Annotated in this window: 22 protein-coding genes; 13 read left to right on the top strand and 9 right to left on the bottom strand. The window is 71.0% G+C overall.

Annotated elements, in window-relative coordinates; genetic code table 11:
* Positions 1 to 19: 19 nt before the first annotated feature.
* From Q8A52_RS35080 to Q8A52_RS35070, 3 genes are all read right to left on the bottom strand, one after another.
* The gene (locus Q8A52_RS35080) at positions 20 to 1,294 is read right to left on the bottom strand and encodes a DUF2637 domain-containing protein (protein WP_316758946.1); all 1,275 of its coding nucleotides are present in this window, start codon (positions 1,292 to 1,294) and stop codon (positions 20 to 22) included.
* A gap of 183 nt (positions 1,295 to 1,477) precedes the next feature.
* Positions 1,478 to 2,350, bottom strand: coding sequence for a DUF3558 domain-containing protein (locus Q8A52_RS35075; protein WP_316758882.1), 873 nt, complete (start codon positions 2,348 to 2,350; stop codon positions 1,478 to 1,480).
* 169 nt (positions 2,351 to 2,519) lie between these two features.
* Positions 2,520 to 3,341: a DUF3558 domain-containing protein gene (locus Q8A52_RS35070; RefSeq protein ID WP_316758881.1), complete on the bottom strand. Its 822-nt coding sequence runs from the start codon at positions 3,339 to 3,341 to the stop codon at positions 2,520 to 2,522.
* A 204-nt stretch (positions 3,342 to 3,545) separates the two neighbouring features.
* Here Q8A52_RS35070 and Q8A52_RS35065 point away from each other — a divergent pair, with 204 nt between their 5' ends.
* Positions 3,546 to 4,739: an RtcB family protein gene (locus Q8A52_RS35065; protein WP_316758879.1), complete on the top strand. Its 1,194-nt coding sequence runs from the start codon at positions 3,546 to 3,548 to the stop codon at positions 4,737 to 4,739.
* 6 nt (positions 4,740 to 4,745) lie between these two features.
* On the opposite strand, the gene Q8A52_RS35060 is transcribed toward Q8A52_RS35065, so the two are convergent.
* The 4 genes from Q8A52_RS35060 to Q8A52_RS35045 are packed head-to-tail and all read right to left on the bottom strand — an operon-like array spanning position 4,746 to position 7,369.
* Positions 4,746 to 6,011 (bottom strand): GNAT family N-acetyltransferase, encoded by a 1,266-nt coding sequence (locus tag Q8A52_RS35060; RefSeq protein ID WP_316758877.1) that lies wholly within the window; start codon positions 6,009 to 6,011, stop codon positions 4,746 to 4,748.
* A gap of 3 nt (positions 6,012 to 6,014) precedes the next feature.
* On the bottom strand, positions 6,015 to 6,197 hold the full coding sequence (locus Q8A52_RS35055; RefSeq protein WP_316758876.1) for a hypothetical protein: 183 nt from the start codon (positions 6,195 to 6,197) through the stop codon (positions 6,015 to 6,017).
* Positions 6,197 to 6,973 (bottom strand): SDR family NAD(P)-dependent oxidoreductase, encoded by a 777-nt coding sequence (locus Q8A52_RS35050; protein ID WP_316758874.1) that lies wholly within the window; start codon positions 6,971 to 6,973, stop codon positions 6,197 to 6,199. The genes Q8A52_RS35055 and Q8A52_RS35050 overlap by 1 nt, the downstream gene beginning before the upstream one ends.
* Before the next feature lie 57 nt (positions 6,974 to 7,030).
* Positions 7,031 to 7,369, bottom strand: coding sequence for a YnfA family protein (locus tag Q8A52_RS35045; protein WP_316758872.1), 339 nt, complete (start codon positions 7,367 to 7,369; stop codon positions 7,031 to 7,033).
* 89 nt (positions 7,370 to 7,458) lie between these two features.
* Between Q8A52_RS35045 and Q8A52_RS35040 the strand changes: the two genes are divergently transcribed.
* Positions 7,459 to 7,923, top strand: coding sequence for a hypothetical protein (locus Q8A52_RS35040; RefSeq protein WP_316758871.1), 465 nt, complete (start codon positions 7,459 to 7,461; stop codon positions 7,921 to 7,923).
* Positions 7,924 to 8,003: 80 nt separating this feature from the next.
* Positions 8,004 to 8,495, top strand: coding sequence for a MarR family winged helix-turn-helix transcriptional regulator (locus Q8A52_RS35035; RefSeq protein ID WP_316758869.1), 492 nt, complete (start codon positions 8,004 to 8,006; stop codon positions 8,493 to 8,495).
* 22 nt (positions 8,496 to 8,517) lie between these two features.
* Here the strand turns inward: Q8A52_RS35035 and Q8A52_RS35030 are convergent, their stop codons facing one another.
* Positions 8,518 to 8,943: a winged helix-turn-helix transcriptional regulator gene (locus Q8A52_RS35030; RefSeq protein ID WP_316758867.1), complete on the bottom strand. Its 426-nt coding sequence runs from the start codon at positions 8,941 to 8,943 to the stop codon at positions 8,518 to 8,520.
* 126 nt (positions 8,944 to 9,069) lie between these two features.
* Between Q8A52_RS35030 and Q8A52_RS35025 the strand changes: the two genes are divergently transcribed.
* Together Q8A52_RS35025 and Q8A52_RS35020 are read left to right on the top strand one after the other, a co-directional pair.
* Positions 9,070 to 9,999 (top strand): NADP-dependent oxidoreductase, encoded by a 930-nt coding sequence (locus Q8A52_RS35025; protein WP_316758865.1) that lies wholly within the window; start codon positions 9,070 to 9,072, stop codon positions 9,997 to 9,999.
* 45 nt (positions 10,000 to 10,044) lie between these two features.
* Entirely contained in the window at positions 10,045 to 10,473 is a 429-nt protein-coding gene (locus Q8A52_RS35020) for a GNAT family N-acetyltransferase (RefSeq protein ID WP_316758863.1), read from the top strand.
* Here the strand turns inward: Q8A52_RS35020 and Q8A52_RS35015 are convergent.
* Entirely contained in the window at positions 10,439 to 11,251 is an 813-nt protein-coding gene (locus tag Q8A52_RS35015; protein WP_316758861.1) for a helix-turn-helix transcriptional regulator, read from the bottom strand. The genes Q8A52_RS35020 and Q8A52_RS35015 overlap by 35 nt on opposite strands.
* Before the next feature lie 105 nt (positions 11,252 to 11,356).
* Here Q8A52_RS35015 and Q8A52_RS35010 point away from each other — a divergent pair, with 105 nt between their 5' ends.
* The 8 genes from Q8A52_RS35010 to Q8A52_RS34975 all read left to right on the top strand — a co-directional run bounded on the left by Q8A52_RS35010 (position 11,357) and on the right by Q8A52_RS34975 (position 22,404).
* Complete coding sequence (locus tag Q8A52_RS35010; protein WP_316758859.1) at positions 11,357 to 12,448, top strand: LLM class flavin-dependent oxidoreductase; 1,092 nt, start codon at positions 11,357 to 11,359, stop codon at positions 12,446 to 12,448.
* On the top strand, positions 12,445 to 13,032 hold the full coding sequence (locus Q8A52_RS35005; RefSeq protein ID WP_316758858.1) for an FMN reductase: 588 nt from the start codon (positions 12,445 to 12,447) through the stop codon (positions 13,030 to 13,032). Before Q8A52_RS35010 ends, Q8A52_RS35005 begins: the two co-directional genes overlap by 4 nt.
* A gap of 143 nt (positions 13,033 to 13,175) precedes the next feature.
* Positions 13,176 to 13,901, top strand: coding sequence for a response regulator transcription factor (locus Q8A52_RS35000; protein ID WP_316758945.1), 726 nt, complete (start codon positions 13,176 to 13,178; stop codon positions 13,899 to 13,901).
* On the top strand, positions 13,902 to 15,386 hold the full coding sequence (locus tag Q8A52_RS34995) for a sensor histidine kinase (RefSeq protein WP_316758856.1): 1,485 nt from the start codon (positions 13,902 to 13,904) through the stop codon (positions 15,384 to 15,386). It abuts the gene before it with no gap.
* A 251-nt stretch (positions 15,387 to 15,637) separates the two neighbouring features.
* Positions 15,638 to 16,612 (top strand): phosphate ABC transporter permease subunit PstC, encoded by a 975-nt coding sequence (pstC, locus tag Q8A52_RS34990; RefSeq protein WP_316758854.1) that lies wholly within the window; start codon positions 15,638 to 15,640, stop codon positions 16,610 to 16,612.
* A 1-nt stretch (position 16,613) separates the two neighbouring features.
* Positions 16,614 to 18,080, top strand: coding sequence for a phosphate ABC transporter permease PstA (pstA, locus tag Q8A52_RS34985; RefSeq protein ID WP_316758852.1), 1,467 nt, complete (start codon positions 16,614 to 16,616; stop codon positions 18,078 to 18,080).
* Positions 18,080 to 19,783 carry a substrate-binding domain-containing protein gene (locus tag Q8A52_RS34980; RefSeq protein WP_316758850.1) on the top strand — a complete coding sequence of 568 codons (1,704 nt, stop codon included), beginning with the start codon at positions 18,080 to 18,082 and terminating at the stop codon, positions 19,781 to 19,783. Before pstA ends, Q8A52_RS34980 begins: the two co-directional genes overlap by 1 nt.
* Entirely contained in the window at positions 19,780 to 22,404 is a 2,625-nt protein-coding gene (locus Q8A52_RS34975; RefSeq protein WP_316758848.1) for a hypothetical protein, read from the top strand. The genes Q8A52_RS34980 and Q8A52_RS34975 overlap by 4 nt, the downstream gene beginning before the upstream one ends.
* Positions 22,405 to 22,485: the final 81 nt, after the last annotated feature.

Raw genomic sequence — 22,485 nt, 5'->3', positions numbered from 1 at the left:
CCCGGCCCGTACGGACTTCCTATGCGATGTGGTCCTCTTCCAGCTCCGCGTTGTAGCGGTTGGTGAAGCGGTTGACCATGCGCTTGGCCTCCTCCACGGGGAGGGCGATGCTGAACTCCGCGTCGACGTTCTCGCCGAACTCGCGGGGGGTCGGGTAGCTGCCGTTGATCGACTGCTTGAAGACCTGGTAGTAGGCCTCCTCGTCCGGCTCGGAGCCCCCGCCCTCGCCCAGTTCGCGGGTGCGGCCCGGGCCCACCGGGATGGGGAAGCTGCCGGTCTCCTCCGGAGAGGGTTCCTGGTACTGCTCCGGCTCCTGCTCCTGGCCCTGTTCCTGGTAGTACTGCTCGGCCTGCTGCTGCTCCGCGTACCACTGGGCGTACTGCTGGTCCGGGTCGTAGGCCGGGTCGTAGTCGCCGTAGTAGGGGATCTGCTGGGGGTCCACCGACTGGAACCACGGGCTCTGGTCGTCCGGAACCTGCTGTTCCGGGTACCCGGCATTGTTGCTGACCAGCTCAGGGCGCTGCTCGCCGGCAGGTGCCGCTCCCCGCGGTACGGGCGCCGCCCCGGCGGCACGACTGCCCGTGGCCGTGTTCAGCTCCGGCTGTTGTGGGGCCGGAGGTATCAGTGCCGGTTCGATGCCTGCCGCTGCCAGGCCCGCCGGGGCCGTTTCCGCGAGGGGGACGCCGTAGCGGGCCAGGCGCAGGGGCATCAGGGACTCGACCGGGGCCTTGCGGCGCCAGGCGCGGCCGAAGCGGGCGTGGAGCCGGGCCTGGTAGACGAGACGTTCCTGCTCCAGCTTGATGACCTGCTCGTAGGAGCGGAGCTCCCACAGCTTCATACGGCGCCACAGGAGGAAGGTGGGCACCGGGGAGAGCACCCAGCGGGTGAGGCGGACGCCCTCCATGTGCTTGTCGGCCGTGATGTCGGCGATCCGGCCGATCGCGTGCCGGGCCGCCTCGACGGCGACCACGAACAGAACCGGGATCACCGCGTGCATGCCCACGCCCAGCGGGTCCGGCCAGGCGGCCGCGCCGTTGAAGGCGATCGTGGCCGCCGTCAGGACCCAGGCCGTCTGGCGCAGGAGCGGGAAGGGGATGCGGATCCAGGTCAGGAGCAGGTCAAGGGCGAGCAGGACGCAGATGCCCGCGTCGATGCCGATCGGGAAGACATAGGAGAAGTTCCCGAAGCCCTTCTTGAGAGCCAGCTCGCGGACGGCGGCGTAGGAACCGGCGAAGCCGATGCCGGCGATGATCACGGCGCCGGTCACGACCACGCCGATGAGAACGCGGTGCATCCGAGTCAGCTGCAGTGGCGCGGCCACCCGTTACTCCCCTCCCCTTGCCTGTTGTTGCGCGCAACAGGGTGGCACATGAGTGCGGCGAACGCGTTGCCGGACTGCCAGGAGCCCGGTCCCCGAGGGGGCCGGGCTCCGGCAAACGGCGTGGCTGAGCTGCGAGTTGTGTGCCAGGTGTGACAGTCAGCTCTTCTTGGACGCTGACTTCGACGGAGAGGCGCTCGCGGTCTTGGACGAAGATCCGCCCGCCGGCTTCGACGCCGACTTGGAAGGCGAGGGCTTCGTCGTGCCCGCGTTCGAGCCGCTGCCCGTGCCGTTCGCCGAGGTCACCGCGGCCACGACCTCCTTGACCGCCTTCTCCGCGTCCTTCGTCAGGTCGGTGGCGTCCGGGGTCGACTCGCCGGCCAGACCGGCGCCGTTGTAGTCGAGGGTGACGACGACGTTCTCGACGCGCGCCACGACCGTCGTCTGCTTGAAGCTGCCTTCCTTCTTCTTCAGGTCGTAGTGCACCGCCGTCGCCTCGTTGCCCGCACCGGCGACCGGCTCCGACTTCGAGTTCTTCGCGCCGCTCACGCCCTGGGCGCCCTGCACCTGCTTGGTGTAGTACGCCTTGGCCTGGCTCTCGCCCGAGCCGCGGCTGGCGTCGGAGTCGAAGCGGAGGAGGGAGACGTTGAGCCAGCGGAACTGGGAGCCCTTCACACCGTTGCTGTCGAGGCTGTTCCAGGAGCAGCTGGCACGGGAATCGACATCGTCAGAAGTGCCCTCCTTGCCCGACTTCGAGCCCTTCGGCACCAGTTCGCCCAGAGTGTTCTTCGACAGCGCGTCACACGCACCCGGCAGCTTGCTGTACCTGGCCGCCTGCACGGTCGGCGAGGCGCTCCCGGAGGCCTTGCCGGAGTCGCTGCTGCTCGCGCTCTGCCCGGCGCTGCCACTGCCGCTGTCGTCGGAGCCGGAGTCCGAGGAGCAGCCGGCGGCGACGAACACCACGGGGACGGCGGCCGCGCAGACAAGGACGCGGCGGAGTCGCCCCGCTCGCCGGTCACGCTGGTCACGCATGTCGTCTCGGTCGTCTCGCTGGGCTGCTCGCTGCATGGTTCCTTCACTCATGACGCTCGGGGTTCCTGCGGTCGGATCGGGTCCGAGGGGCCACGGTACGCGGTGAGTGAGCTGTGCGGTTCCGGTTCACGCGCTTTGCGGACGGCCGCCGGTGGGGCCGGCGGGGCGGTCAACCGTTGAGCGAGTCGTCCAGCCGTCCGGCCAGATTCCGGGCCCTGTCCTGCATTTCCTTGCTGTCCGGGACCGTGCCGATGGCCGTCGGCTGCTCGTCGTACTGGATGGTCACAATCACGTTGGACGTGCGGAACACCACAGTTACCGTTCGCTGTTCGGCCGTCGAACCCGAGTTGCTCAGCTGGTCGTCGATGAACGCTTCGTCGCCGACATCGTCGAGGGTGCGGGGCTGGAGGTCGGCCGAGGCGGCCTCGGTGGAGGCGGAAGCGGACGCGGACGCGGACGGGCTGGGGTCGGTCGAGCCCGATGCCGATGCCGATGCCGCGGGCGTGACCGTGGCCGTGGGCGAGGAGGTCGACGCGCTGGGCTCGGGGAGGTCGGCCGCGGTCTCCTTGGTGGCGAAGAGCTGCTCGGCCTCGTTGTCGTCGCTGATCGCGTTGTCGTAGGACACGACCCGCTCGAAGTCGACGAGCAGATGATCGGTGGCGTCGGCGGACTCGACCTTCCAGCGACAGCCGACCTTGCGGTCGGTGTCGTACGTCAGCGTCGCCTCGCCCTGATACGCACGGTCCCGCTGGTCCGGGTCGGCGATCTGCTTGATGCCGGGCAGCAGAGAGTCGAGAGTGTCGTGACTCACAGCGCCGCAGGCCTCCGGGAGCGTGCGGTACTTGCCGGGCTGGGCGGCTACGGAGGCCGTTCCGGCCTCGCCCGGGTTCGCGTCGTCCGTCGGACTGCTTCCGTCCGAGCCTCCGGTGCAGCCGGCCAGCAGAGCCGCGAGGAGGGCGGCGATGCCGGTTACGTATGCCTTCCGCTGCACGGGCAGGCTCCTCTCGACGGTGGGTCCTCCAGTGTCCCCGCTGGTTAATCGCTTGCCGCAGCGGGGCGCTCCCTGAAGACAATGTGTATCGCACGCACTGCTGTGAACGCCGGTCCCTTGTCCTATTTCGTAGACCTTGGCCATGCTTTTGCGTTTTGCTGTCATTAAGACTTTTGCTTGGGTATCCGGGGGAATGAGGAAGGTATGTCGTACGTGGAAATGGCGGGTGCGAAGGTCCCCATCCGTATGTGGACCGACCCCGCGACGGTGGAGGACGTCGCGCTGCAGCAGCTGCGCAATGTCGCGACCCTGCCGTGGATCAAGGGCCTGGCCGTGATGCCGGACGTGCACTTCGGCAAGGGCGCCACCGTGGGCTCGGTCATCGCGATGCGGGGGGCCGTGTGCCCCGCGGCGGTGGGCGTGGACATCGGCTGCGGGATGTCTGCGGTGAAGACGTCGCTCACCGCGAACGATCTCCCGGGTGACCTGTCCCGTCTGCGGTCGAAGATCGAGCAGGCGATTCCGGTGGGGCGGGGGATGCATGACGAGCCCGTCGATCCGGGTCAGGTGCACGGGCTCGCCACCGGTGGGTGGGACGGGTTCTGGGGGCGGTTCGACGGGGTCGCCGACGCCGTGAAGTTCCGCGAGGAGCGCGCGACGAAGCAGATGGGCACGCTCGGCTCGGGCAATCACTTCATTGAGATATGTCTCGATGCGGACGGTTATGTCTGGTTGATGCTGCACTCCGGATCCCGCAACATCGGCAAGGAACTCGCCGAGCACCACATAGGCGTGGCCCAGAAGCTGCCGCACAACCAGGGCCTGATCGACCGCGACCTCGCGGTCTTCGTCGCGGACACACCGCAGATGGGTGCGTACCGGAACGACCTGTTCTGGGCGCAGGAGTACGCCAAGTACAACCGCACGATCATGATGGCGCTCCTCAAGGACGTGATCCGCAAGGAGTTCAAGAAGGCGAAGCCGACGTTCGAGTCGGAGATCTCCTGCCACCACAACTACGTGGCCGAGGAGCGCTACGAGGGCATGGACCTGCTCGTGACCCGCAAGGGCGCGATCCGCGCGGGCTCCGGCGAGTACGGGATCATCCCCGGCTCCATGGGCACCGGTTCGTACATCGTGCGGGGCCTCGGGAACGAGAAGTCCTTCAACTCGGCCTCGCACGGCGCCGGCCGGCGCATGAGCCGCAACGCGGCCAAGCGCCGCTTCTCGACGAAGGACCTGGAGGAGCAGACGCGGGGCGTGGAGTGCCGCAAGGACTCCGGCGTCGTCGACGAGATCCCGGGTGCCTACAAGCCGATCGAGCAGGTCATCGACCAGCAGCGGGACCTCGTCGAGGTCGTGGCGAAACTCAAGCAGGTGGTGTGCGTGAAGGGCTGACCGGCCCTACAGCCGCTTCTCCAGCAACGTCACCGCGTACGGGCTGCCCGAGCCGTCGTCCTTGGCTGTCTGTTCGCCGACCACCGTGTAGCCCGCCGACTCGTAGTAGGCGCGCAGGCGGGGGTTGGTGGAGAGGCAGTCGAGGCGGGCGTAGGGGCGGCCCGTTGCCGCGATGCGGGACTCCGCTTCCGTCAGCATGCGGCGGCCCGTGCCGGGTGGGGCCGTGTGCGGGGTGGTCATCAGACGGTGGATGTAGCCGGCGTCGGGTGGGCGGGGGCCCCAGGCCGCGGGGTCGTCCCACCAGAGTTCCCAGGCGCCGGCCAGGTGGCCGCCCGCGTGCGCCAGCCAGACCTCGCCCTCGCGCATACGGGTGCGGAAGTGGGCCTCGTCCTTCTCGCCCGGCTTCCACTGGTCGATGCCCCGGGCCAGTTGCCACAGGGCCGCCCTGTCGCGGAGGCGGACCAGCAGGGCGGTGTCGGCCGGTGTCGCCCTGCGGTACGCCGTCGGGGGCCAGGCCGTCGGGGCCGGCTCCAGGAGGCTTGCGCGGAGGGAATTCGAGAGGGCCTCTGCGTCCAGGCCCAGGGCGTCGGTGACGTAGGAGTCGACCGAGCCGTAGCGGGTGTTCATGGCCGCCAGGAACAGGCGCATCACCGGCGCCGGGGCCCGGCCGACGAACGGCCACTTCGGGGTGCGGCCCTCGTTCCTGCGCCGCCAGTCGGACAGGAGAGCGGGGGCGGCGAGTTCCGTGAGGGAGAAGTCCTCGACGATGGTCGGCTCGTCGATGCCGAGCAACGTCAGCACCATCGCCGCCAGTTGGCCCGTGCGGTCCTTGCCCGAGGCGCAGTGGAAGACCAGCGGAGTGCCGGCGGCGGCCGATTCCGCGATCAGCTCCAGGGCCTGGGCCATCTCCTTCGTGCCGTCCTCCGCCACCTCCAGGTAGCGCTCGGACAGATAGGGGCCCGGGGCCGTGTCGGGGGACTGGGACGGCTGGTCGTAGGGGCGGTGCTCGATGCTCAGGTTGTGGTATGCGAAGGAGGGGTGCTCGGGGACGCGGCCCCTGGCCTCGGCCTCCCAGGGGTGGCGCAGATCCAGCACCGTGCCTGTCCCCAGGGACAGGAAGCGGTCCCAGTCCTCCGTGCCCTCGGTCAGCTTGCCCAGGGAGTCGGCCCGGTACAGCAGGCCCGGGCGGATGCGGTGGCGGCCGTCCGGGGTCGAATAGCCGCCCAGGTCACGGAAGTTGTGCAGGTCCTCGAAGGGTATGTGTCGGTCCACGCCTCAGTGTGCATGGCGGACGGCGTAGATCATGACGAACGCCACGAAGTGAATGCCGAAGAGGAAGTACGCGAGGAAGTACCAGACCTGGCGTTCGTTCTTCGTCTCCTGGGCCAGGCGGCGCTTCTCCAGGGACGCGTCCGTCTCCCGGCCCGTCTCCGGGCCCGTCTCCTCGGGCTCGCTCATCACAGCTCCCTGTGGACCTTCGTGTTGGACGCCTGCGCGCGGGGCCGCAGCACCAGAAGGTCGACGTTGACGTGGCTGGGCCGGGTCACCGCCCAGGTGATCGTCTCCGCGACGTCGTCGGCGGTGAGCGGTTCGGCGACGCCCGCGTAGACCTTCTCCGCCCTGTCCGCGTCGCCGCCGAAGCGGGTCAGCGCGAACTCGTCGGTCTTGACCATGCCGGGCGCGATCTCGATGACGCGCACCGGCTGCCCGACGATCTCCAGACGCAGGGTCTCGGCGAGGACGTGCTCGCCGTGCTTGGCGGCGACATAGCCCGCGCCGCCCTCGTACGTGCCGAGCCCGGCCGTGGAGGACACCACGACCACGGTGCCGTCCCCGCTCGCCACCAGCTTCGGGAGCAGGGCCTGGGTGAGGTTCAGCGTGCCGATGACGTTCGTCTCGTACATCGCGCGCCAGTGCGCCGGGTCGCCGGTGGCGACCGGGTCGGCGCCGAGCGCGCCGCCCGCGTTGTTCACCAGGACGCCGATGGTCCTGAAGGCCGTCGCGAACTCGTCCACCGCCGTGCGGTCGGTGACGTCCAGTTGGTACGCCGTCGCCGAGTGGCCGGACGCGTTGATCTCCTCCGCCAGCGCCTCGATGCGGTCCTTGCGGCGGGCGGTGAGGACGACCCGGTAGCCGGCCTGTGCGAGCCCCCGGGCGGTGGCGGCGCCGATGCCGCTGCTCGCACCGGTGACGACGGCGATGCGGGAGGCGGCGGACGGTGCTGCGGGGGCCATGGGCTGCTCCTGAAGGTCCTCGGACGGGCGTACGTTCGTTCCGACCAGGGTAGGCGGTCAGCTTCCGCTCCTCGGCGCCCACATGATCACGGCCATCCCGGCGAGGCAGATCAGTGCCCCGGCGATGTCCCAGCGGTCGGGGCGGTAGCCGTCGGCGATCACGCCCCACAGGATCGAACCGGCGACGAAGATCCCGCCGTACGCGGCGAGGATGCGGCCGAAGTGAGCGTCCGGCTGGAAGGTGGCGACGAAGCCGTAGGCCCCGAGGGCGAGGACCCCGCCGGCCACCCACAGCGAGCCGCGGTGCTCGCGGACGCCCTGCCAGATCAGCCAGGCGCCGCCGATCTCGAAGATCGCGGCGACGACGAAGAGGGCCGCCGAGCGGAGGATGAGCATGCGGGCAGCTTCGCATGCCCGTGTCACCTGATGGACGGCGCCTGCGCACGGCGTCGCGTGGGATACATCCCTACATGGTGAGGACGAGGATGTTTGCTGCGTTCAGTGCGGTGCCGGTCGTGCTCGCGGTCGCGGTCGCGGTCGCCGGGCCCGCCCTGGCGACCGGTGCGCCGGAGGCCGACCTGTCGTATCACGGTTCGGCGGTGATGACCGGGGAGCGGATGTACATCCGGCTCACCCCGGCCAATCATGGGCCGTCCGCCGTGCCGGACTCCAGCGTGCGGCTGACCTGGTCGGTGCCGCTCGCGGACGGGCAGCGGCTGCCGGCCGGGTGCGTCCGTACGGGGGAGCGGGTGCTGGTGTGCGGGACGGGTGCGCTGCCCGCGGACGGGCTGGGCCAGGCGACCGACGTCGGCGTGGTGCTGAGGGACGGCCCGCCGGAGGCGACGCTGGAGGTCGAGACGGAGTGGAGCGGTGGCACGGTGGACCGCAACCGGGGCAATGACCGGGCGCGGGTGCTGGTGCTCAACACCGGGGACGCGTACTCCTTCTGACCGGGGCCGTAGGTTTGGGCCGGGGGCGGGGCCGGTGCGTCGTACGATCTCTGCACGGCGCAGACGAAAGGGAGCAGGGCATGTCCGGGAGCGCGAACGGGACCGGTACCGCGCGGTCGCGGCTGCTGGACGAGCTGTCCACTGTCTCCCGCCGCTATATGGCGTCGTACGCCCTGTTCAACCAGGCCGTCGCCGACAGCATCGGGCTGCACCCCACCGACCTGCAGTGCCTGAACCTGCTGACGCTGGAGCGGGGGCCGGTGACGACGGGCCGGGTCGCGGAGCTGACGGGGCTGACGACCGGGTCGGCGACCCGGCTGGTGGACCGGCTGGAGAAGGCCGGGTACGTGGTCCGGGAGCGGGACGCGGCCGACCGGCGGCGGGTGCTGGTGGCGACCGTGCCGGAGAAGATCGCCGAGTTCGGGCAGATGTGGGAGCGGCTGGGCGGTGACTGGTCCGCGCTCTTCTCGGATCTGGACGACGCCGAACTGGGCGTGATCGTGCGGCACATGCGGCGGACCGTGGAGTTCAGCACCGAGCAGATCGCCCGGCTGCGGGAGGCGCGGGGCTAGGTCAGGTGCTGGCCTGGCGGGGTCAGGCCCTGCCCTGTACGTCTGCGTCCTGGTTCTCGGCGTCGTACTGGTCGCGTGCCTCGCGCACCTCGTCGAAGTGGTTCTCCGCCCAGTCCTTCACGGCCGTCAGCAGGCAGGCGAGGCTGCTGCCCAGCGCGGTGAGCTCGTAGTCGACGCGGACCGGGACGGACGGGGTGACCGTGCGGGTGAGGAGGCCGTCGCGTTCCAGGGTGCGCAGGGTCTGGGTCAGCATCTTGGGGCTCACGCCCGCGATCTTGCGGCCGAGGTCGCTGTAGCGCATGGGGCCCGTGGACAGGGCGGCGACGACGAGCCCGACCCACTTGTCGCTGATACGGCCGAGGAGCTGGTTGGTGGGGCAGCTGCGGATGAACGCGTCGTACTCGATGCGCGCCTGCTCGCGCCGCTGCGCCGCGGTCATGGTCGCCATGGCTCACCTCCGGGGGACCTACGCACTCCGAGGTAACTACTTACCGATGGATAGTAGCTCTTCCTAGGGTTGTTCGCAGCTGAGGAGATGCCGAAGCGACCAGCCCGACAAGGGGAGTTGTGAGTCATGCGTGCTGCTGTGGTGACGACGTTCGGCGGGCCCGAGGCCGTGGAGGTCGTGGACAGCGAGATGCCTGAGCCGGGGGCGCGGCAGGTGCGGATCAAGGTCGCGGCCGCGGCGCTGAATCCGGTGGACGCGGGGGTCCGGGCCGGTGCCTTCGGCGGGGCGGGCAAGCGGATCGGGCTCGGCTGGGACGTCGCCGGGACGGTGGATGCGGTGGGGGTGGCTGGGGGTACCTCCCTGCTCGAGCGGAGCCGAGAGCTTGGGGGAGCCTGGGCTGTGGGCGACGAGGTGGTGGCGCTGGACTACGGCATGGTGAAGCCGCTGGGAACACATGCCGAGTACGTCGTCGTGGACACGGACGCGGTGGCCAAGGCGCCGGCGACAGTGGACGCCGTGCACGCGGCTACCCTTCCGCTGAACGCGCTGACCGCCGCGCAGGCCCTGGACCTGCTGGAGCTGGAGCCCGGGCAGTCACTGCTGGTGACGGGCGCGGCGGGCGCGGTCGGCGGGTTCGCGGTCCAGCTCGCCGCGCACCGCGGGATCTCGGTGACCGCGGTCGCCCGCGAGGCCGACGAGGAGCTCGTACGGTCCCTGGGCGCGGACCGCTTCAGCTCCGGCGAGGTGGCACCCGGCAGCGTCGACGCCGTACTGGACGCGGCGCTCCTCGGCGAGCGGGCGCTGGAGTGGGTCCGGGACGGGGGCGTCTTCGTGGGCGTCATCCCGGGGGCCCAGCCCGCTTCCGTGCGCGGGGTGCGGACCACGGCGGTGGAGGTGAGCCCGAACGGCACCCACCTGGCCGAGCTGGCCCGCCTGGTGGACGAGGGTGTACTCACCCTGCGGGTGGCCGGAGCCTACGCCCTGGAGGAGGCGGCCAAGGCCCACGCCCGGCTTGCGGAGGGCGGCGTTCGGGGGCGGCTGGTGCTCGTTCCCTAGCGGGCGCCTGTCGATCAGGGCGCGGATCTGTCTATGGTGCGGGTCATGAAGATCGTTGACGTGGAGCCCGGCGATCCCCGGCTCACCGCCGAGCTGCTGCCCGTCCTGCGCGAACTGCGCCCGCATCTGACCGAGGAGCTCTTCGCGGAGGTGTACGCCGAGGGGTATGCGCAGGGCCTGCGCTTCACCGCCGTCTACAGCGACGAGGGGTGTGTGGGCGTCGCCGGGTGGCGGACGGTCGTCAACACCGGCTCGCTGCGCCAGCTGTACGTCGACGACCTCGTGACCGCGTCCTCGGCCCGCTCCGGCGGTGTGGGCCACGCCCTCCTCGCCCACTTGGAGGAGCGCGCCCGGGCGCTCGGCTGCCGCGAGCTGCGCCTGGACTCGGGCACGCACCGCACCGATGCGCACCGCTTCTATCTGCGCGAGCGGATGGCGATCACGGCGTTCCACTTCGAGAAGCCGCTGGATTAGTGGCGTACGCGGTGGGCGGCACTCCCACCGTCGCCGTGAAGTCGCGCACGAGGTGTGCCTGGTCCGCGTAGCCGAGGTCGGCGGCCAGGGCGGCCCAGTCCACCGCTCGGTCGGTCTCGGCGTGTTCCAGGGCCTCGTGGATGCGGTAGCGGAGGATGACCCACTTCGGGCCCACGCCGACGTATGCGGCGAAGAGGCGCTGCAGGAGGCGCACGGACATGCCCTCGGACCGGGCGAAGTCCGTGACGCGGCGGATCGTGCGGTCGGTGCGGATGCGGTCGACCAGGGTCATGGCCAGGTCGGCCTGGGGGTCGGGGCGGGGGCCGAGGGAGAGCAGGTATGTGTCGAGGGCGGCGACGCGGGCGTCCTCGTCGTCCGGGGTGAGGACGGGTGCCGGGTCGGTGCCGGCGAGGCGGATCCGCTTGCCCGTCCACTCCGAGACCGGCCGGTCGGGGGAGAAGGGGCGGTATCCGCCCGGCCGGAACTGGATCCCGCAGACCCGGCCCTTCCCCTCCAGCTTCTGCGTGAACAGCCCGAGCCCGATCCCGGCGACCTCGGCGAAGGGCTCCTGCCCCTCGAACCGCTGGAAGACGATGTTCACGGACGGGTGCGGGACCACATGGGAGGCGTACGGCTGGGTCAGCTCCCAGTCGATCAGCCAGTAGTGCTCCAGGTAGGGACGGAGCGGCTGCGCGGGCTCACGGCGGCGGAAGTCCACGCGCGCGAAGAGCTCCGCGGCGTCGACGATGCCTCGGGTGTCACGGCGTGGGGCGGCCATGTCGCGATCGTAGGACGGGGCACCGACAGGGGGCGGAATACGCGGGAGGGGGTGACGGTTGGAGGGGTATAGTTGAACCGTCAACAACTTGGAGGATGAGCGACCATGCAGTTCGGGATCTTCAGCGTCGGCGACGTCACCCCGGACCCCACCACGGGCCGCACGCCGACCGAGCGCGAGCGCATCAAGGCCATGGTCGCCATCGCGCTGAAGGCCGAGGAGGTCGGCCTGGACGTCTTCGCGACCGGCGAGCACCACAACCCGCCGTTCGTGCCGTCGTCGCCGACCACGATGCTCGGCCACATAGCCGCGAAGACGGAGAAGCTGATCCTCTCCACGTCCACCACCCTGATCACCACCAACGACCCGGTGAAGATCGCGGAGGACTACGCGATGCTCCAGCACCTGGCGGACGGGCGGGTCGACCTGATGATGGGCCGCGGCAACACCGGGCCGGTGTACCCGTGGTTCGGCCAGGACATCCGCGAGGGCATCAACCTCGCCATCGAGAACTACGCCCTGCTGCGCCGGCTGTGGCGCGAGGACGTCGTCGACTGGGAGGGCAAGTTCCGCACACCGCTGCAGGGCTTCACCTCCACCCCGCGGCCGATGGACGACGTGCCGCCGTTCGTCTGGCACGGCTCCATCCGCTCCCCGGAGATCGCCGAGCAGGCCGCCTACTACGGCGACGGCTTCTTCCACAACAACATCTTCTGGCCCGCCGACCACACCAAGCGGATGGTCGAGTTCTACCGGAAGCGGTTCGCGCACTACGGGCACGGCACGCCCGAGCAGGCGATCGTCGGGCTCGGAGGCCAGGTGTTCATGCGGAAGAACTCGCAGGACGCGGTGCGCGAGTTCCGGCCGTACTTCGACAACGCGCCGGTCTACGGCCACGGGCCCTCCCTGGAGGACTTCACGGACCAGACCCCGCTGACCGTCGGCTCGCCGCAGCAGGTGATCGAGAAGACGCTGGGCTTCCGCGAGTACGCCGGTGACTACCAGCGCCAGCTGTTCCTGATGGACCACGCGGGGCTGCCGCTGAAGACCGTCCTCGAGCAGCTCGACCTGCTGGGCGAGGAGGTCGTGCCGGTGCTCCGGCAGGAGTTCGCCAAGGGCCGTCCCGCGGACGTGCCGGAGGCGCCCACCCACGCTTCCCTCCTCGAGGCCAAGAAGAACGAGGTGACCGTCGCATGAAGCTCGTCGTCGTCTCGGCGGGACTGAGCGTCCCGTCCTCCACCCGGCTGCTCGCCGACCGGCTGGCCGCCGCAGTCGACCGGCAGGCCCCGGTGGAGATCCAGGTGGTCGAGCTGCGCGAGCTCGCCGTGGAGATCGCGCACAACTTCACCAACGGCTTCCCGGGCCGCGGTCTGTCCGCCGCCCTGGACACCGTCACGGAGGCGGACGGACTGATCGTCGTCACGCCGGTGTTCTCGGCGTCGTACAGCGGGCTGTTCAAGTCGTTCTTCGACGTGCTGGACAAGGACGCGCTCGCGGGCAAGCCGATGCTGATCGCCGCCACCGGCGGCACCGCCCGCCACTCCCTGGTGCTGGAGCACGCCCTGCGCCCGCTGTTCGCCCACCTGCGGGCCGTGGTCGTCCCGACCGGGGTGTACGCCGCCTCGGAGGACTGGGGCGCGCAAGGGCTGCAGGAGCGGATCGAGCGGGCGGCGCAGGAGCTGGCGGCGCTGATGACCGGGCTGTCGGCGGCCAGGCCGGAGGCCGGGGGCGCCATGAACGTGGTGCCCTTCGAGGATCAGCTGGCGAGGCTCGCCGGCTGATGGGCCTACGGTGAGAGGACGGTAGGGGGCCGCTCCTGGTTGCGTCTGTGACGGTGAGAGCCAGGTAAAAAGGGTGATCGTAGGCCCACCGGTCCCAGCCGAACCGCCACCGGCCTTGGCAGACTGGGTCCGTGCCCCAGACTGTGCTGCTCGCCGAAGACGATCGTGCCATCCGTCATGCCCTGGAGCGTGCCCTGACCCTGGAGGGCTACCAGGTGACGGCGGTCGCCGACGGCGTGGAGGCACTGGCGCAGGCCCACCGCACCCCGCCGGACGTGCTCGTGCTCGATGTGATGATGCCGGGCATCGACGGGCTGCAGGTGTGCCGCGTGCTGCGGGCCGAGGGCGACCGCACGCCGATCCTGATGCTCACGGCGCTGGTGGAGACCGCCGACCGCATCGCGGGCCTCGACGCCGGGGCCGACGACTATGTCGTCAAGCCGTTCGACGTCGAGGAGGTCTTCGCCCGGCTCCGCGCCCTGCTGCGCCGCACCAGCCCGGCGAACGCGGTCAGCGGCAACGGCCACGGCGGCGGCAGCGATCTGGCCAGGGAGCCGCAGATCTCCGACCGGCAGATCGAGGCCGCCGGGCTGCGCATGGACCTCCAGGCCCGCCGGGCCTGGCGCGGCCAGCGCGAGCTGGAGCTCACCCGTACCGAGTTCGAGCTGCTGGAACTGCTGGTCCGCAACTCGGGGATCGTCCTCGACCACTCCACCATCTACGACCGGATCTGGGGCTACGACTTCGGACCCGGCTCCAAGAATCTGGCCGTCTACGTCGGCTACCTCCGCCGCAAGCTGGACGAGCCGGGCGCGCCGCAGCTGATCCACACCGTGAGGGGCGTGGGTTACGTGCTCCGGGAGGACTGAGTGGGCCGCCTCAGGCGGCTGCTGGCCCGGCGCCGGCCCAAGCTCGTGTCGCTGCGCACCACCTTCGCCGTGTCCTTCGCGGCCGTCACCGCGGCCGTCACCATCCTCGTGGGCATCCTGTCCTACGGCGCCGCCGCGCGGCTGGTGCGGGTGGACCAGCAGTCGGTGTTCACCCAGGTCGTGCAGGACGTGCAGGACGAGGTGCGGCAGCACGAGATGGTGCCGGAGGACTTCAGCTCCTCGCGGCCGGGGCACGATCTGGTGCGGCCCGCCCGTACCGATGTGCAGGTGCTCGGGGCGAAGGGGCAGATCGTCGACCACGGAAGTCCCGTGCTCCCCGTCACCGCCCGCGACCGGGCCGCGGCCACCGCCAGCGAGGCCGGCAGGACGGTCCAGTACAAGGACGTCCGGGTCGGCGAGGACCTCTTCCGCATCGCCACCGTGGCGCTCGGTGACGGGCGGGGCGCGGTGCAGGTCGCGCAGGAGTTCAGCGACACCGAGGACCTGCTGCGGGCGCTGCAGCAGCGGACGCTGGCGCTCATGGCCGCCGTCGTGGTCGCCGCGGGCCTCTTCGGTTGGTGGCTGGCCCGCCGTATCACCCGGCGCCTGGTCGTCCTCACCTCGGCCGCCGAGGACGTCGCGCGCACCCGTCGGCTGGGCATCGAGGTGCCCGTAGCGGGCCTCGACGAGGTGGGGCGCCTCGGCCGCGCCTTCGACCGCATGCTGGGGCGTCTGGCCCAGTCGGAGGAGGACCAGCGCCGGCTGGTGCAGGACGCGGGGCACGAGCTGCGCACCCCGCTGACGTCGTTGCGCACGAACATCTCGCTGCTGCGGAGGATCGACGAGCTTCCGCCCTCGACCCGGGACGAGCTCGTCGCCGACCTCACCCAGGAGGCGCGCGAGCTGACCGACCTGGTCAACGAGCTCGTGGATCTCGCCGCCGGGCAGTCCGACAGCGAGCCGCCGCAGCGGGTGGATCTCGCCGACATCGCCGAGGACGTCGTGGGGCTCGCCAGGCGCCGTACCGGGCGGGAGATGGTCCTGCGGGCGAGCGGCGACACGACCACCGACGGCCGGCCCGGCATGCTCCAGCGCGCGATGTCCAACCTCGTGGAGAACGCCGCGAAGTTCGACCGCGGCGGCGAGGCTCCCATCGAGGTCAACATCAACGGGCCCGCCCTCCCCCAAGTTCTCGGCTCCGCTCGAACAGGGGGGACCCCCATCGGCCCGGTCCGCGTCGAGGTCCTCGACCGGGGGCCCGGGATCGCCGACGGCGACCTGATGCGCATCTTCGACCGCTTCTACCGCGCGGCCGACGCCCGTTCCCTGCCCGGCTCCGGCCTCGGCCTGTCCATCGTCCGTGAGGTGGCCATGGCCCACGGCGGCGCACCCTTCGCCTTCCGGCGCGAGGGGGGCGGATCGGTCATCGGGTTCACCGTCGGCGGCGGGATCGCGGGCGGCGGTACGCGGGGCGGCGGGGCCTGAGGGGCCCGAGGGACGTCATCGCAGCCCCAGCCGCGACGGCCTGGCACAGCAGCGCACATCTCTCCCACTGAAATGGCATGGACCGTTCACCCTTCGGTCATGTTCGACGCGTCGGAGCGAAAGAATCCGGCCATTGACTCTCCACGCGCGGCGACCGATCGGGGCCGTGCGGGGAGAGTCGTTTCCGTATTGGGGGGACCCACGTGGTGTCCGCGCAAGAGGGCTTCGGCGGGCCGGAGCCCGCGAGACCCGTGCCCAGACGGCCGTACGCGGCCCGAGGGTTGAGTGACCGGATCTTCCGGTCCCAGCTGACGGCCGCCGGTGTCGTCGTCCTCGGGATCATGGCCGCCGTCGGGCTGTTCCTGCTCCTGAGGGCTGGTCAGGCGCTGCGCACCAGGGGCATCTGGGCGTTCCTGACGACCGCCGAGTGGCAGCCGGACGTCCACAACTTCGGTATCGCGGCCGTGCTCACCGGCACCCTGCTGATCGCCGCCGTCGCGGTGACGATCTCCGTGCCGCTGGCCGTGGGCACCGCGCTGTTCATCACGGAAGTGGCGCCCCGCAGGCTGCGCTACACCCTCGTCACGATGGTGGACCTGATGGCCGCCGTGCCGTCGGTCGTGTACGGGCTGTGGGGGCTGTTCTTCCTGCAGCAGCACGCGATCGGGCTGTCGCGCTGGTTGTCCGACTGGTTCGGGTGGATCCCGTTCCTGACGGTGGACGGCACCCAGCCGGGCGAGCCGCTGGCCTCCGACAGCGTCTACACGGCGTCCACGTTCATCGCCGGCATCGTCGTCGCGCTGATGGTCGCGCCGATCCAGTGCTCGGTGATGCGCGAGGTGTTCGCGCAGGCTCCGGCCGGTGAGCGGGAAGGCGCGTACGCGCTCGGCGCCACCCGCTGGGGCATGATCCGTGCGGTCGTCCTGCCCTACGGCAAGGGTGGCATCATCGGCGGCACGATGCTGGGGCTCGGACGGGCGCTCGGCGAGACCATCGCCGTGTACCTCATCATCTCGCCGGTCTTCACCATCCAGCCGCACATCCTGCAGACGGGTTCGAACTCCGTCTCGTCCCTCATCGCCCTGCACTACGGCGATGCCTCGACCTTCGGAATGTCGGCGCTGATGGCGGCGGGCCTGGCGCTGTTCCTGCTCACCCTGGCGGTCAACTTCACCGCATCCTCCATCGTGGCCCGCTCCCGGTCCGGCGCGCAGAGCGAGGCATGAGATGACCGTCGTAGAAGAGACCGCGCTCGCTCCGGCGCCGGCCGTGACGGACACGGCACCCGCACCCGCACCCGTCGAGCAACTCCCCGACGTGCCGCGCCGTATCGGCGGGCTCACCCGCTCCGGTGTGCTGTCCCTGTTCGGGGCCGCGGCCTCGGGGCTGTGCGTGGCCGTCCTGCTGTTCGGCGAACTCGCGCCGTTCTCCGGTGCGTTGGGCTTCACCGTCACCGCGTACCTCGCCTTCCTCATCATCTACGCGGTGCTGACCGGCCTGGAGGAGAGCGGGCAGGCGGTCCTGGACCGGTTGATGACCGTCGTGCTGTGGTCGGCGGCCTCGCTGCTGTTCTCCGCGCTCGCCCTCGTCGTCGGCTTCACCGCCTGGCGCGGGCGGGAGGCGCTGCCGCACGGCAACTTCTTCACCCAGGACATGCAGGCCGCGGGCCCGCTCGACCCGCTCACCAACGGCGGTATCGTCCACGCGATGCTCGGCAGCCTGATCATGATCACCATCGCGCTGCTGATCACGGTGCCGTTGGGAGTGGCCTGCGCGGTCTACCTCAACCAGATCCCCGGCCGCTTCTCGCGGTTCGTACGGACCATCGTCGAGGCGATGACCGCGCTGCCGTCGATCGTGGCCGGTCTGATGGTGTACGCCGTCTGGATCCTGAGCCTGGGCATGGAGAAGTCGGGGCTCGCAGCGGGCTTCGCGATCAGCGTGATGATGCTGCCGATCGTGATCCGGGCCTCGGACGTGGTGCTGCGCCTGGTGCCGGGTACGCTGACGGAGGCCGCGGAGGCGCTCGGCGCGCCGCGCTGGCGGACCGTGTGGCACGTCGTGCTGCCGACCGCGCGCTCCGGACTCGCCACCGCCGTCATCCTCGGCACCGCGCGCGGTATCGGTGAGACCTCGCCCGTGCTGCTGACCGCGGGCTTCACGGCGGCGCGCAACGTCGACCCGACGAGCGGGCCGATGATCTCGCTGCCGCTCGCCGTCTTCAACTTCGTCAAGTCGCCCGAGCCGACGATGATCGCGCGCGGCTTCGGCGCGGCGGCGGTGCTGATGGCCCTGGTGCTGGTGCTCTTCACCATCGCCCGCGTCATCGGCGGCCGTGGCCCCGGTCACCAGAGCAAGCGCCAGGTCCGCCGGGCAGCCCGCGCTTCCCGCCACGACGTCGCTCGCTTCGCGGAACTCCACGCGCCGGCACTGTCCCTGTTCGACGGCACCGCACCGGCCGAACCGGGAACCGCGGCCGCCGCCGACTCCGGGACCGTGCTGCTGACCGAGACCGACGTCACCACCGGCCCCGAACCAGAGGACGCGCCGCGACCCGAGTCCGAGGGCGCACCCGGGCAGACCCCCGGGGCCACCACGCTCCTCACCAAGTCCGCGACCGCAGACGCACCCGTACCCGCCCCCGACCCCGCCCCCGGAGACACCCCGGGCAAGACCCCCGGAGACAACGTCTGATGCTCAGTCACCTCACCAACCGTCTCCGGCGCCTGCGCGCGCTGGGGACCCTGGGCGCGACGCTCGGCGTGCTCTGCGGGCTGCTGGCGGGCCCCATGGCCGCGCCCGCCGCCGCCGACAGCTACACGCCCATCGCCGGTGCCGGCTCCACCTGGGCCGAGAACGCCGTCGACGAGTGGCGCCGGGCCGTGAACCAGTACGGCATGCGGATCTCGTACGCCGGTGCGGGATCCTCCGACGGACGCCGGCAGTTCCTCAGCGGGACGGTCGACTTCGCGGTGTCGGACATCCCGTTCCAGACCCACCCGACCGACGGGTCCGCGGCGGAACGGCCGAGCCCGGGCTCGTACGCCTACATGCCGATCGTGGCCGGCGGCACCGTCTTCATGTACCACCTGACGGTCAACGGCAAGCGGGTCACCAACCTCCGTCTGTCGGGTGACGTGGTCACCAAGATCTTCACCGGTGTCATCAAGACCTGGGACGACCCGGTCATCAAGGCCGACAACCCCGGGCTCCTGCTCCCGCACCGCACCATCGTGCCCGTCGTCCGCTCCGACGGCTCCGGCTCCACCGCCCAGTTCACGATGTGGATGGCCAACCAGCACAAGGCGCTGTGGCAGGACTACTGCCGCCGCGTCGGACGCTCCGGCGCCTGCGGGCAGACCTCGTACTACCCGACCGTCTCCGGCATGATCGCCCAGTCCGGCGACCTCGGAGTGGCGGGCTACGTCGCCCAGAACTACGGCGAGGGCGCGATCGGCTACGTCAACTACTCGTACGCGCTCAACGCGCACTACCCGGTCGCCAAGGTCCTCAACCACGCCGGCTACTACACCGAGCCGACCCCGCAGAACGTCGCGGTCTCGCTGCTCAAGGCGAAGATCAACACCAACAAGAGCTCGCCGGACTACCTCACGCAGCAGCTGCAGGGCGTCTACAACGACAGCGACAGGCGCAACTACCCGCTGTCCAGCTACTCGTACATGATCCTGCCGCTGAAGGTGCAGGGCACCTTCACCAAGGCCAAGGGCAAGACGCTCGGCGCGTTCTCCTACTACTTCATGTGCCAGGGCCAGCAGCAGGCGCCCCAGCTCGGGTACTCGCCGCTGCCGATCAACCTGGTGCGGGCCGGCTTCGACCAGATCCGCCGGATCCCGGGCGTGCAGACGCAGAACATCAACATCAAGGGCTGCAACAACCCGACGTTCTCGTCCGACGGGCACAACAAGCTCGCCGACACCGCGCCCTACCCGGCCGCCTGTGACAAGAAGGGCGCTCCGCCCTGCACCACGGGCAGCGGCGGCGCCAAGGGCAACAACGGGTCCGGTGGCTCGGGCGGCTCCGCCGGCGGTTCGACGGGCGGCGGCTCCGCGGCCGGTGGCGGCTCCGGCGGCAGCGGTGCGGCGGGTGGCGGCACCGGCGGCAGTGGCCAGCCGTCCGTCGATCCGGACACCGGGCAGACCATCGCCCCGGGCGGCGGCTCGGGTGGCTCCGGCGGCAGCGGTACGGCCGCCGACGGCACGGTCGCCCTCGCCCAGCCGGTCGCCGTGGCCGCGGAGCACGGCTGGACCAGCACCCAGACGCTGATGCTGCTGGCCGCCTTCCTGGTCCTCGGACTGCTCCTGCTGCCCTCGCTCGTGTCGCGGCTCGTGGCCGCCACGCGCGACAACGGCCATGCGGGGGAGGAGAGTTCACGATGAGCCGCGTCCGCAACGCCCTGGTGCGTCTCCTTGCCGGGGCCACCGTCGGCGCCCTCGCCGGTCTCGCCGTCGCCCAGGCGGCCCCGACCGCCACGGCCGCCCCCGCCACCGGCTCCGCCGTCACCGTCTCCGGGCGCGGCGAGTTCAAGGACATGAGGTTCACGGTCGACCAGACCAGCCACCTCACCAGCCAGGCGATCACCATCTCCTGGAAGGGCGGCACCCCGACCACCTTCGCGGGCAGCCAGTTCAACACGGACTTCGTACAGATCATGCAGTGCTGGGGCGACGACGACGGCACCGTCCCGGCCAACCCCGGCCCGCCGCGCACCCAGTGCCAGTTCGGCGCCTCCCCGACCACCGACCGGGGCAACTGGCCCGGCACCGGGCTGGACGACACGCGCCAGATCTTCTACAGCGCCGACCCGACCAACTACGGCCAGGACAACCGCTACGGGGCGGCCAACCCGAACGCCCCCGGCGAGGTGCCCTTCAAGGCGGTCGACGGCACGACGATCACCACCGGCACCCAGAACAACGCCCTCTTCAACCGCAACACCACCAACGAGGTCGACTTCGCCCGCACCGGCGCCGACGGCACCGGCCAGGAGTTCTTCGAGGTGCAGACCGCGAACGAGGCCCCGCACCTGGGCTGCGGCGCGCCGGTCAACGAGAACGGCGCCACCAAGCCGCGCTCCTGCTGGCTGGTGATCGTCCCGCAGGGCCACCTCGACCTGGACGGCAAGCCCTACCAGGACCACAGCCAGGTCAACGCGGGCTCCCCGGTGTCCTCCACCAACTGGCAGAACCGCATCGCGATCCCGCTGCGCTTCAACTCGGTCGGCTCCAACTGCGCCCTCGGCGCGCACGAGCGCCCGACCACCGGCAGCGAGCTGGCCGCCGACGCCATGACCAGTTGGCAGGCGGCCCTGTGCCCGACCGGCAAGGTCTACGGCTACACGGAGATGGGCGAGCCCGACACCCGCAACCGGCTGAGCAACGACGGTTCCCTGGGCCTGGGCTTCACCACCCGCGCCCTGGGCGCCGACTACGGCAGCAGCGCACCGTCCGGGACGACCACGTACGCACCCGTGGCGCTCAGCGGCACCGTCATCGGCTTCAACATCGAACGCAGACCCAGGGCCGGGGCCCCGGCGAACATCGAGCGGCTCGCCGGCACCAAGGTCGAGTCGCTGAAACTGAACGCGCGCCTGGTCGCCAAGCTGCTCACCGAGTCGTACCGCAGCTCCCTGTGGGGCGCTGTGCTCAGCGGCAAGGCGGCCAAGGGCTACGAGTGGGTGAAGAACAACCCGGCCGGCCTGGCGAGCGACCCCGAATTCATCTCCCTCAACCCGGAGTTCGCGGATCTCTCGGTCGCCGAGACGCCCAACACCGACACCGACCTGATGACCACCCTCGGCCACAGCGACAGCGCCCGCGCGCTGTGGCAGTGGATCCTCACCGACAAGGACGCGCGGCGGTTCCTCGCCGGGGTCTCCGACGACTGGGGCATGCGGGTCAACCCGTACTACAGCACCAACGCGGACCTGAACCCCGCCGGCCTTGCCTTCGACCCGGCGCACGCGGACGAGTACCCGAAGAACGACCCCTGGTGCACGGTCACGCCCAGCTCCGGCGCGCCCAAGGACAAGCCGCAGTGCATGACCGACTTCCACCCGTACGTCGAGGACATGCACACCGGGGCCCTGCACACCCGCCGTGCCGACACCCTGTGGAAGTCGACCTGGGACCAGCTGGCCAGCCCGCCCGCCTACAAGGGCTCGGGCCCGCAGATGGTCGGCTCCCGCTTCGTCATCACCGTGACCGACGCGGCCTCGGCCGCACGCTACGGCCTGCAGAGCGCGAGCCTGCGCAACAACGCCGGCCGCTACGTCGCCCCCACCACCGAGTCGCTGAGCACGGCCGCCAAGGGCGCCTCCGGCAAGGACCTCGCCGAGATCCCCCCGGGAGGCGACAAGGCGAAGGGCGCCTACCCGCTGGCCCACCTGGTGTACGCGGCCGTCCGTCCCGGTGCGCTGAAGGCGGACGCCCGTAAGGACTACGCGGCGCTGCTGAAGTACGCGGCCGGCGCCGGGCAGGTCAGCGGTTCCGGCCCGGGCCGCCTGCCGGCCGGTTACGCCCCGCTCTCCGCGGGCCTGCGCAAGCAGGCGGTGCACGCCGCCGACGCGCTGCTGCACTACACCGGACCGACCTCCGGCGGCGACGGCAACGGCGGCACCACCGGTGGCGACACCGGCTCGGGCGGGACCGGCGGCACCGGCACCGACGGGGGCAGCACCTCGGGCGGCGCCGGAGCGCCGGGCGGCGACGGCACGGGAGCGGGCGGCGGAAGTGCCAAGCCCAGCGCCCAGGCCTCGTTCGACGGCGGAAAGGCCGTGCAGACCACAGCCGCAGGCAACACCCCGGCCGACCCGGCCAACCCGCTGCGGTACGCCGTCCCGGTGGGGGCCGCGCTCGGCGCCGTCGCCGGTGTGGGCGCGCCCTTCGCGGGCGGCAGCAGGCTGCGGCTCCCCCTGCGGGTGCCGCTGCCCGGCGGGCGGACGGTGACCGTGCTGCCGGAGCTCACCCTCCCCGAGTGGCTGCGCAAGCGGCTGCCCTGAGACCGGGGCGCCCACCGAGGCGCCCCTGAAGACGGCCGCCCGCCCCGAAAGGCAGTCGGGGCGGACGGCCCGTACCACCCT

It is taken from the genome of Streptomyces herbicida, from assembly GCF_032656585.1.
Taxonomy (GTDB): Bacteria; Actinomycetota; Actinomycetes; order Streptomycetales; family Streptomycetaceae; genus Streptomyces; species Streptomyces herbicida.
The sequence above is the reverse complement of the archived record's forward strand: the minus strand, read 5'-3'. Positions and strand labels throughout refer to the sequence as shown.

Bases quoted from the DNA above. Each gene is read 5' to 3' on its own strand.
- Q8A52_RS35010 (WP_316758859.1), top strand. From the start codon at position 11,357: ATGCAGTTCGGGATCTTCAGCGTCGGCGACGTCACCCCGGACCCCACC.
- Q8A52_RS35015 (WP_316758861.1), bottom strand. From the start codon at position 11,251: ATGGCCGCCCCACGCCGTGACACCCGAGGCATCGTCGACGCCGCGGAG.
- Q8A52_RS35020 (WP_316758863.1), top strand. From the start codon at position 10,045: ATGAAGATCGTTGACGTGGAGCCCGGCGATCCCCGGCTCACCGCCGAG.
- Q8A52_RS35075 (WP_316758882.1), bottom strand. From the start codon at position 2,350: ATGCGTGACCAGCGTGACCGGCGAGCGGGGCGACTCCGCCGCGTCCTT.
- Q8A52_RS35045 (WP_316758872.1), bottom strand. From the start codon at position 7,369: ATGCTCATCCTCCGCTCGGCGGCCCTCTTCGTCGTCGCCGCGATCTTC.
- Q8A52_RS35035 (WP_316758869.1), top strand. From the start codon at position 8,004: ATGTCCGGGAGCGCGAACGGGACCGGTACCGCGCGGTCGCGGCTGCTG.
- Q8A52_RS34975 (WP_316758848.1), top strand. From the start codon at position 19,780: ATGAGCCGCGTCCGCAACGCCCTGGTGCGTCTCCTTGCCGGGGCCACC.
- Q8A52_RS35080 (WP_316758946.1), bottom strand. From the start codon at position 1,294: ATGCACCGCGTTCTCATCGGCGTGGTCGTGACCGGCGCCGTGATCATC.
- Q8A52_RS35065 (WP_316758879.1), top strand. From the start codon at position 3,546: ATGTCGTACGTGGAAATGGCGGGTGCGAAGGTCCCCATCCGTATGTGG.
- Q8A52_RS35005 (WP_316758858.1), top strand. From the start codon at position 12,445: ATGAAGCTCGTCGTCGTCTCGGCGGGACTGAGCGTCCCGTCCTCCACC.
- Q8A52_RS35025 (WP_316758865.1), top strand. From the start codon at position 9,070: ATGCGTGCTGCTGTGGTGACGACGTTCGGCGGGCCCGAGGCCGTGGAG.
- Q8A52_RS35040 (WP_316758871.1), top strand. From the start codon at position 7,459: ATGTTTGCTGCGTTCAGTGCGGTGCCGGTCGTGCTCGCGGTCGCGGTC.
- Q8A52_RS35055 (WP_316758876.1), bottom strand. From the start codon at position 6,197: ATGAGCGAGCCCGAGGAGACGGGCCCGGAGACGGGCCGGGAGACGGAC.
- pstA (WP_316758852.1), top strand. From the start codon at position 16,614: ATGACCGTCGTAGAAGAGACCGCGCTCGCTCCGGCGCCGGCCGTGACG.
- Q8A52_RS35030 (WP_316758867.1), bottom strand. From the start codon at position 8,943: ATGGCGACCATGACCGCGGCGCAGCGGCGCGAGCAGGCGCGCATCGAG.
- Q8A52_RS34980 (WP_316758850.1), top strand. From the start codon at position 18,080: ATGCTCAGTCACCTCACCAACCGTCTCCGGCGCCTGCGCGCGCTGGGG.
- Q8A52_RS35050 (WP_316758874.1), bottom strand. From the start codon at position 6,973: ATGGCCCCCGCAGCACCGTCCGCCGCCTCCCGCATCGCCGTCGTCACC.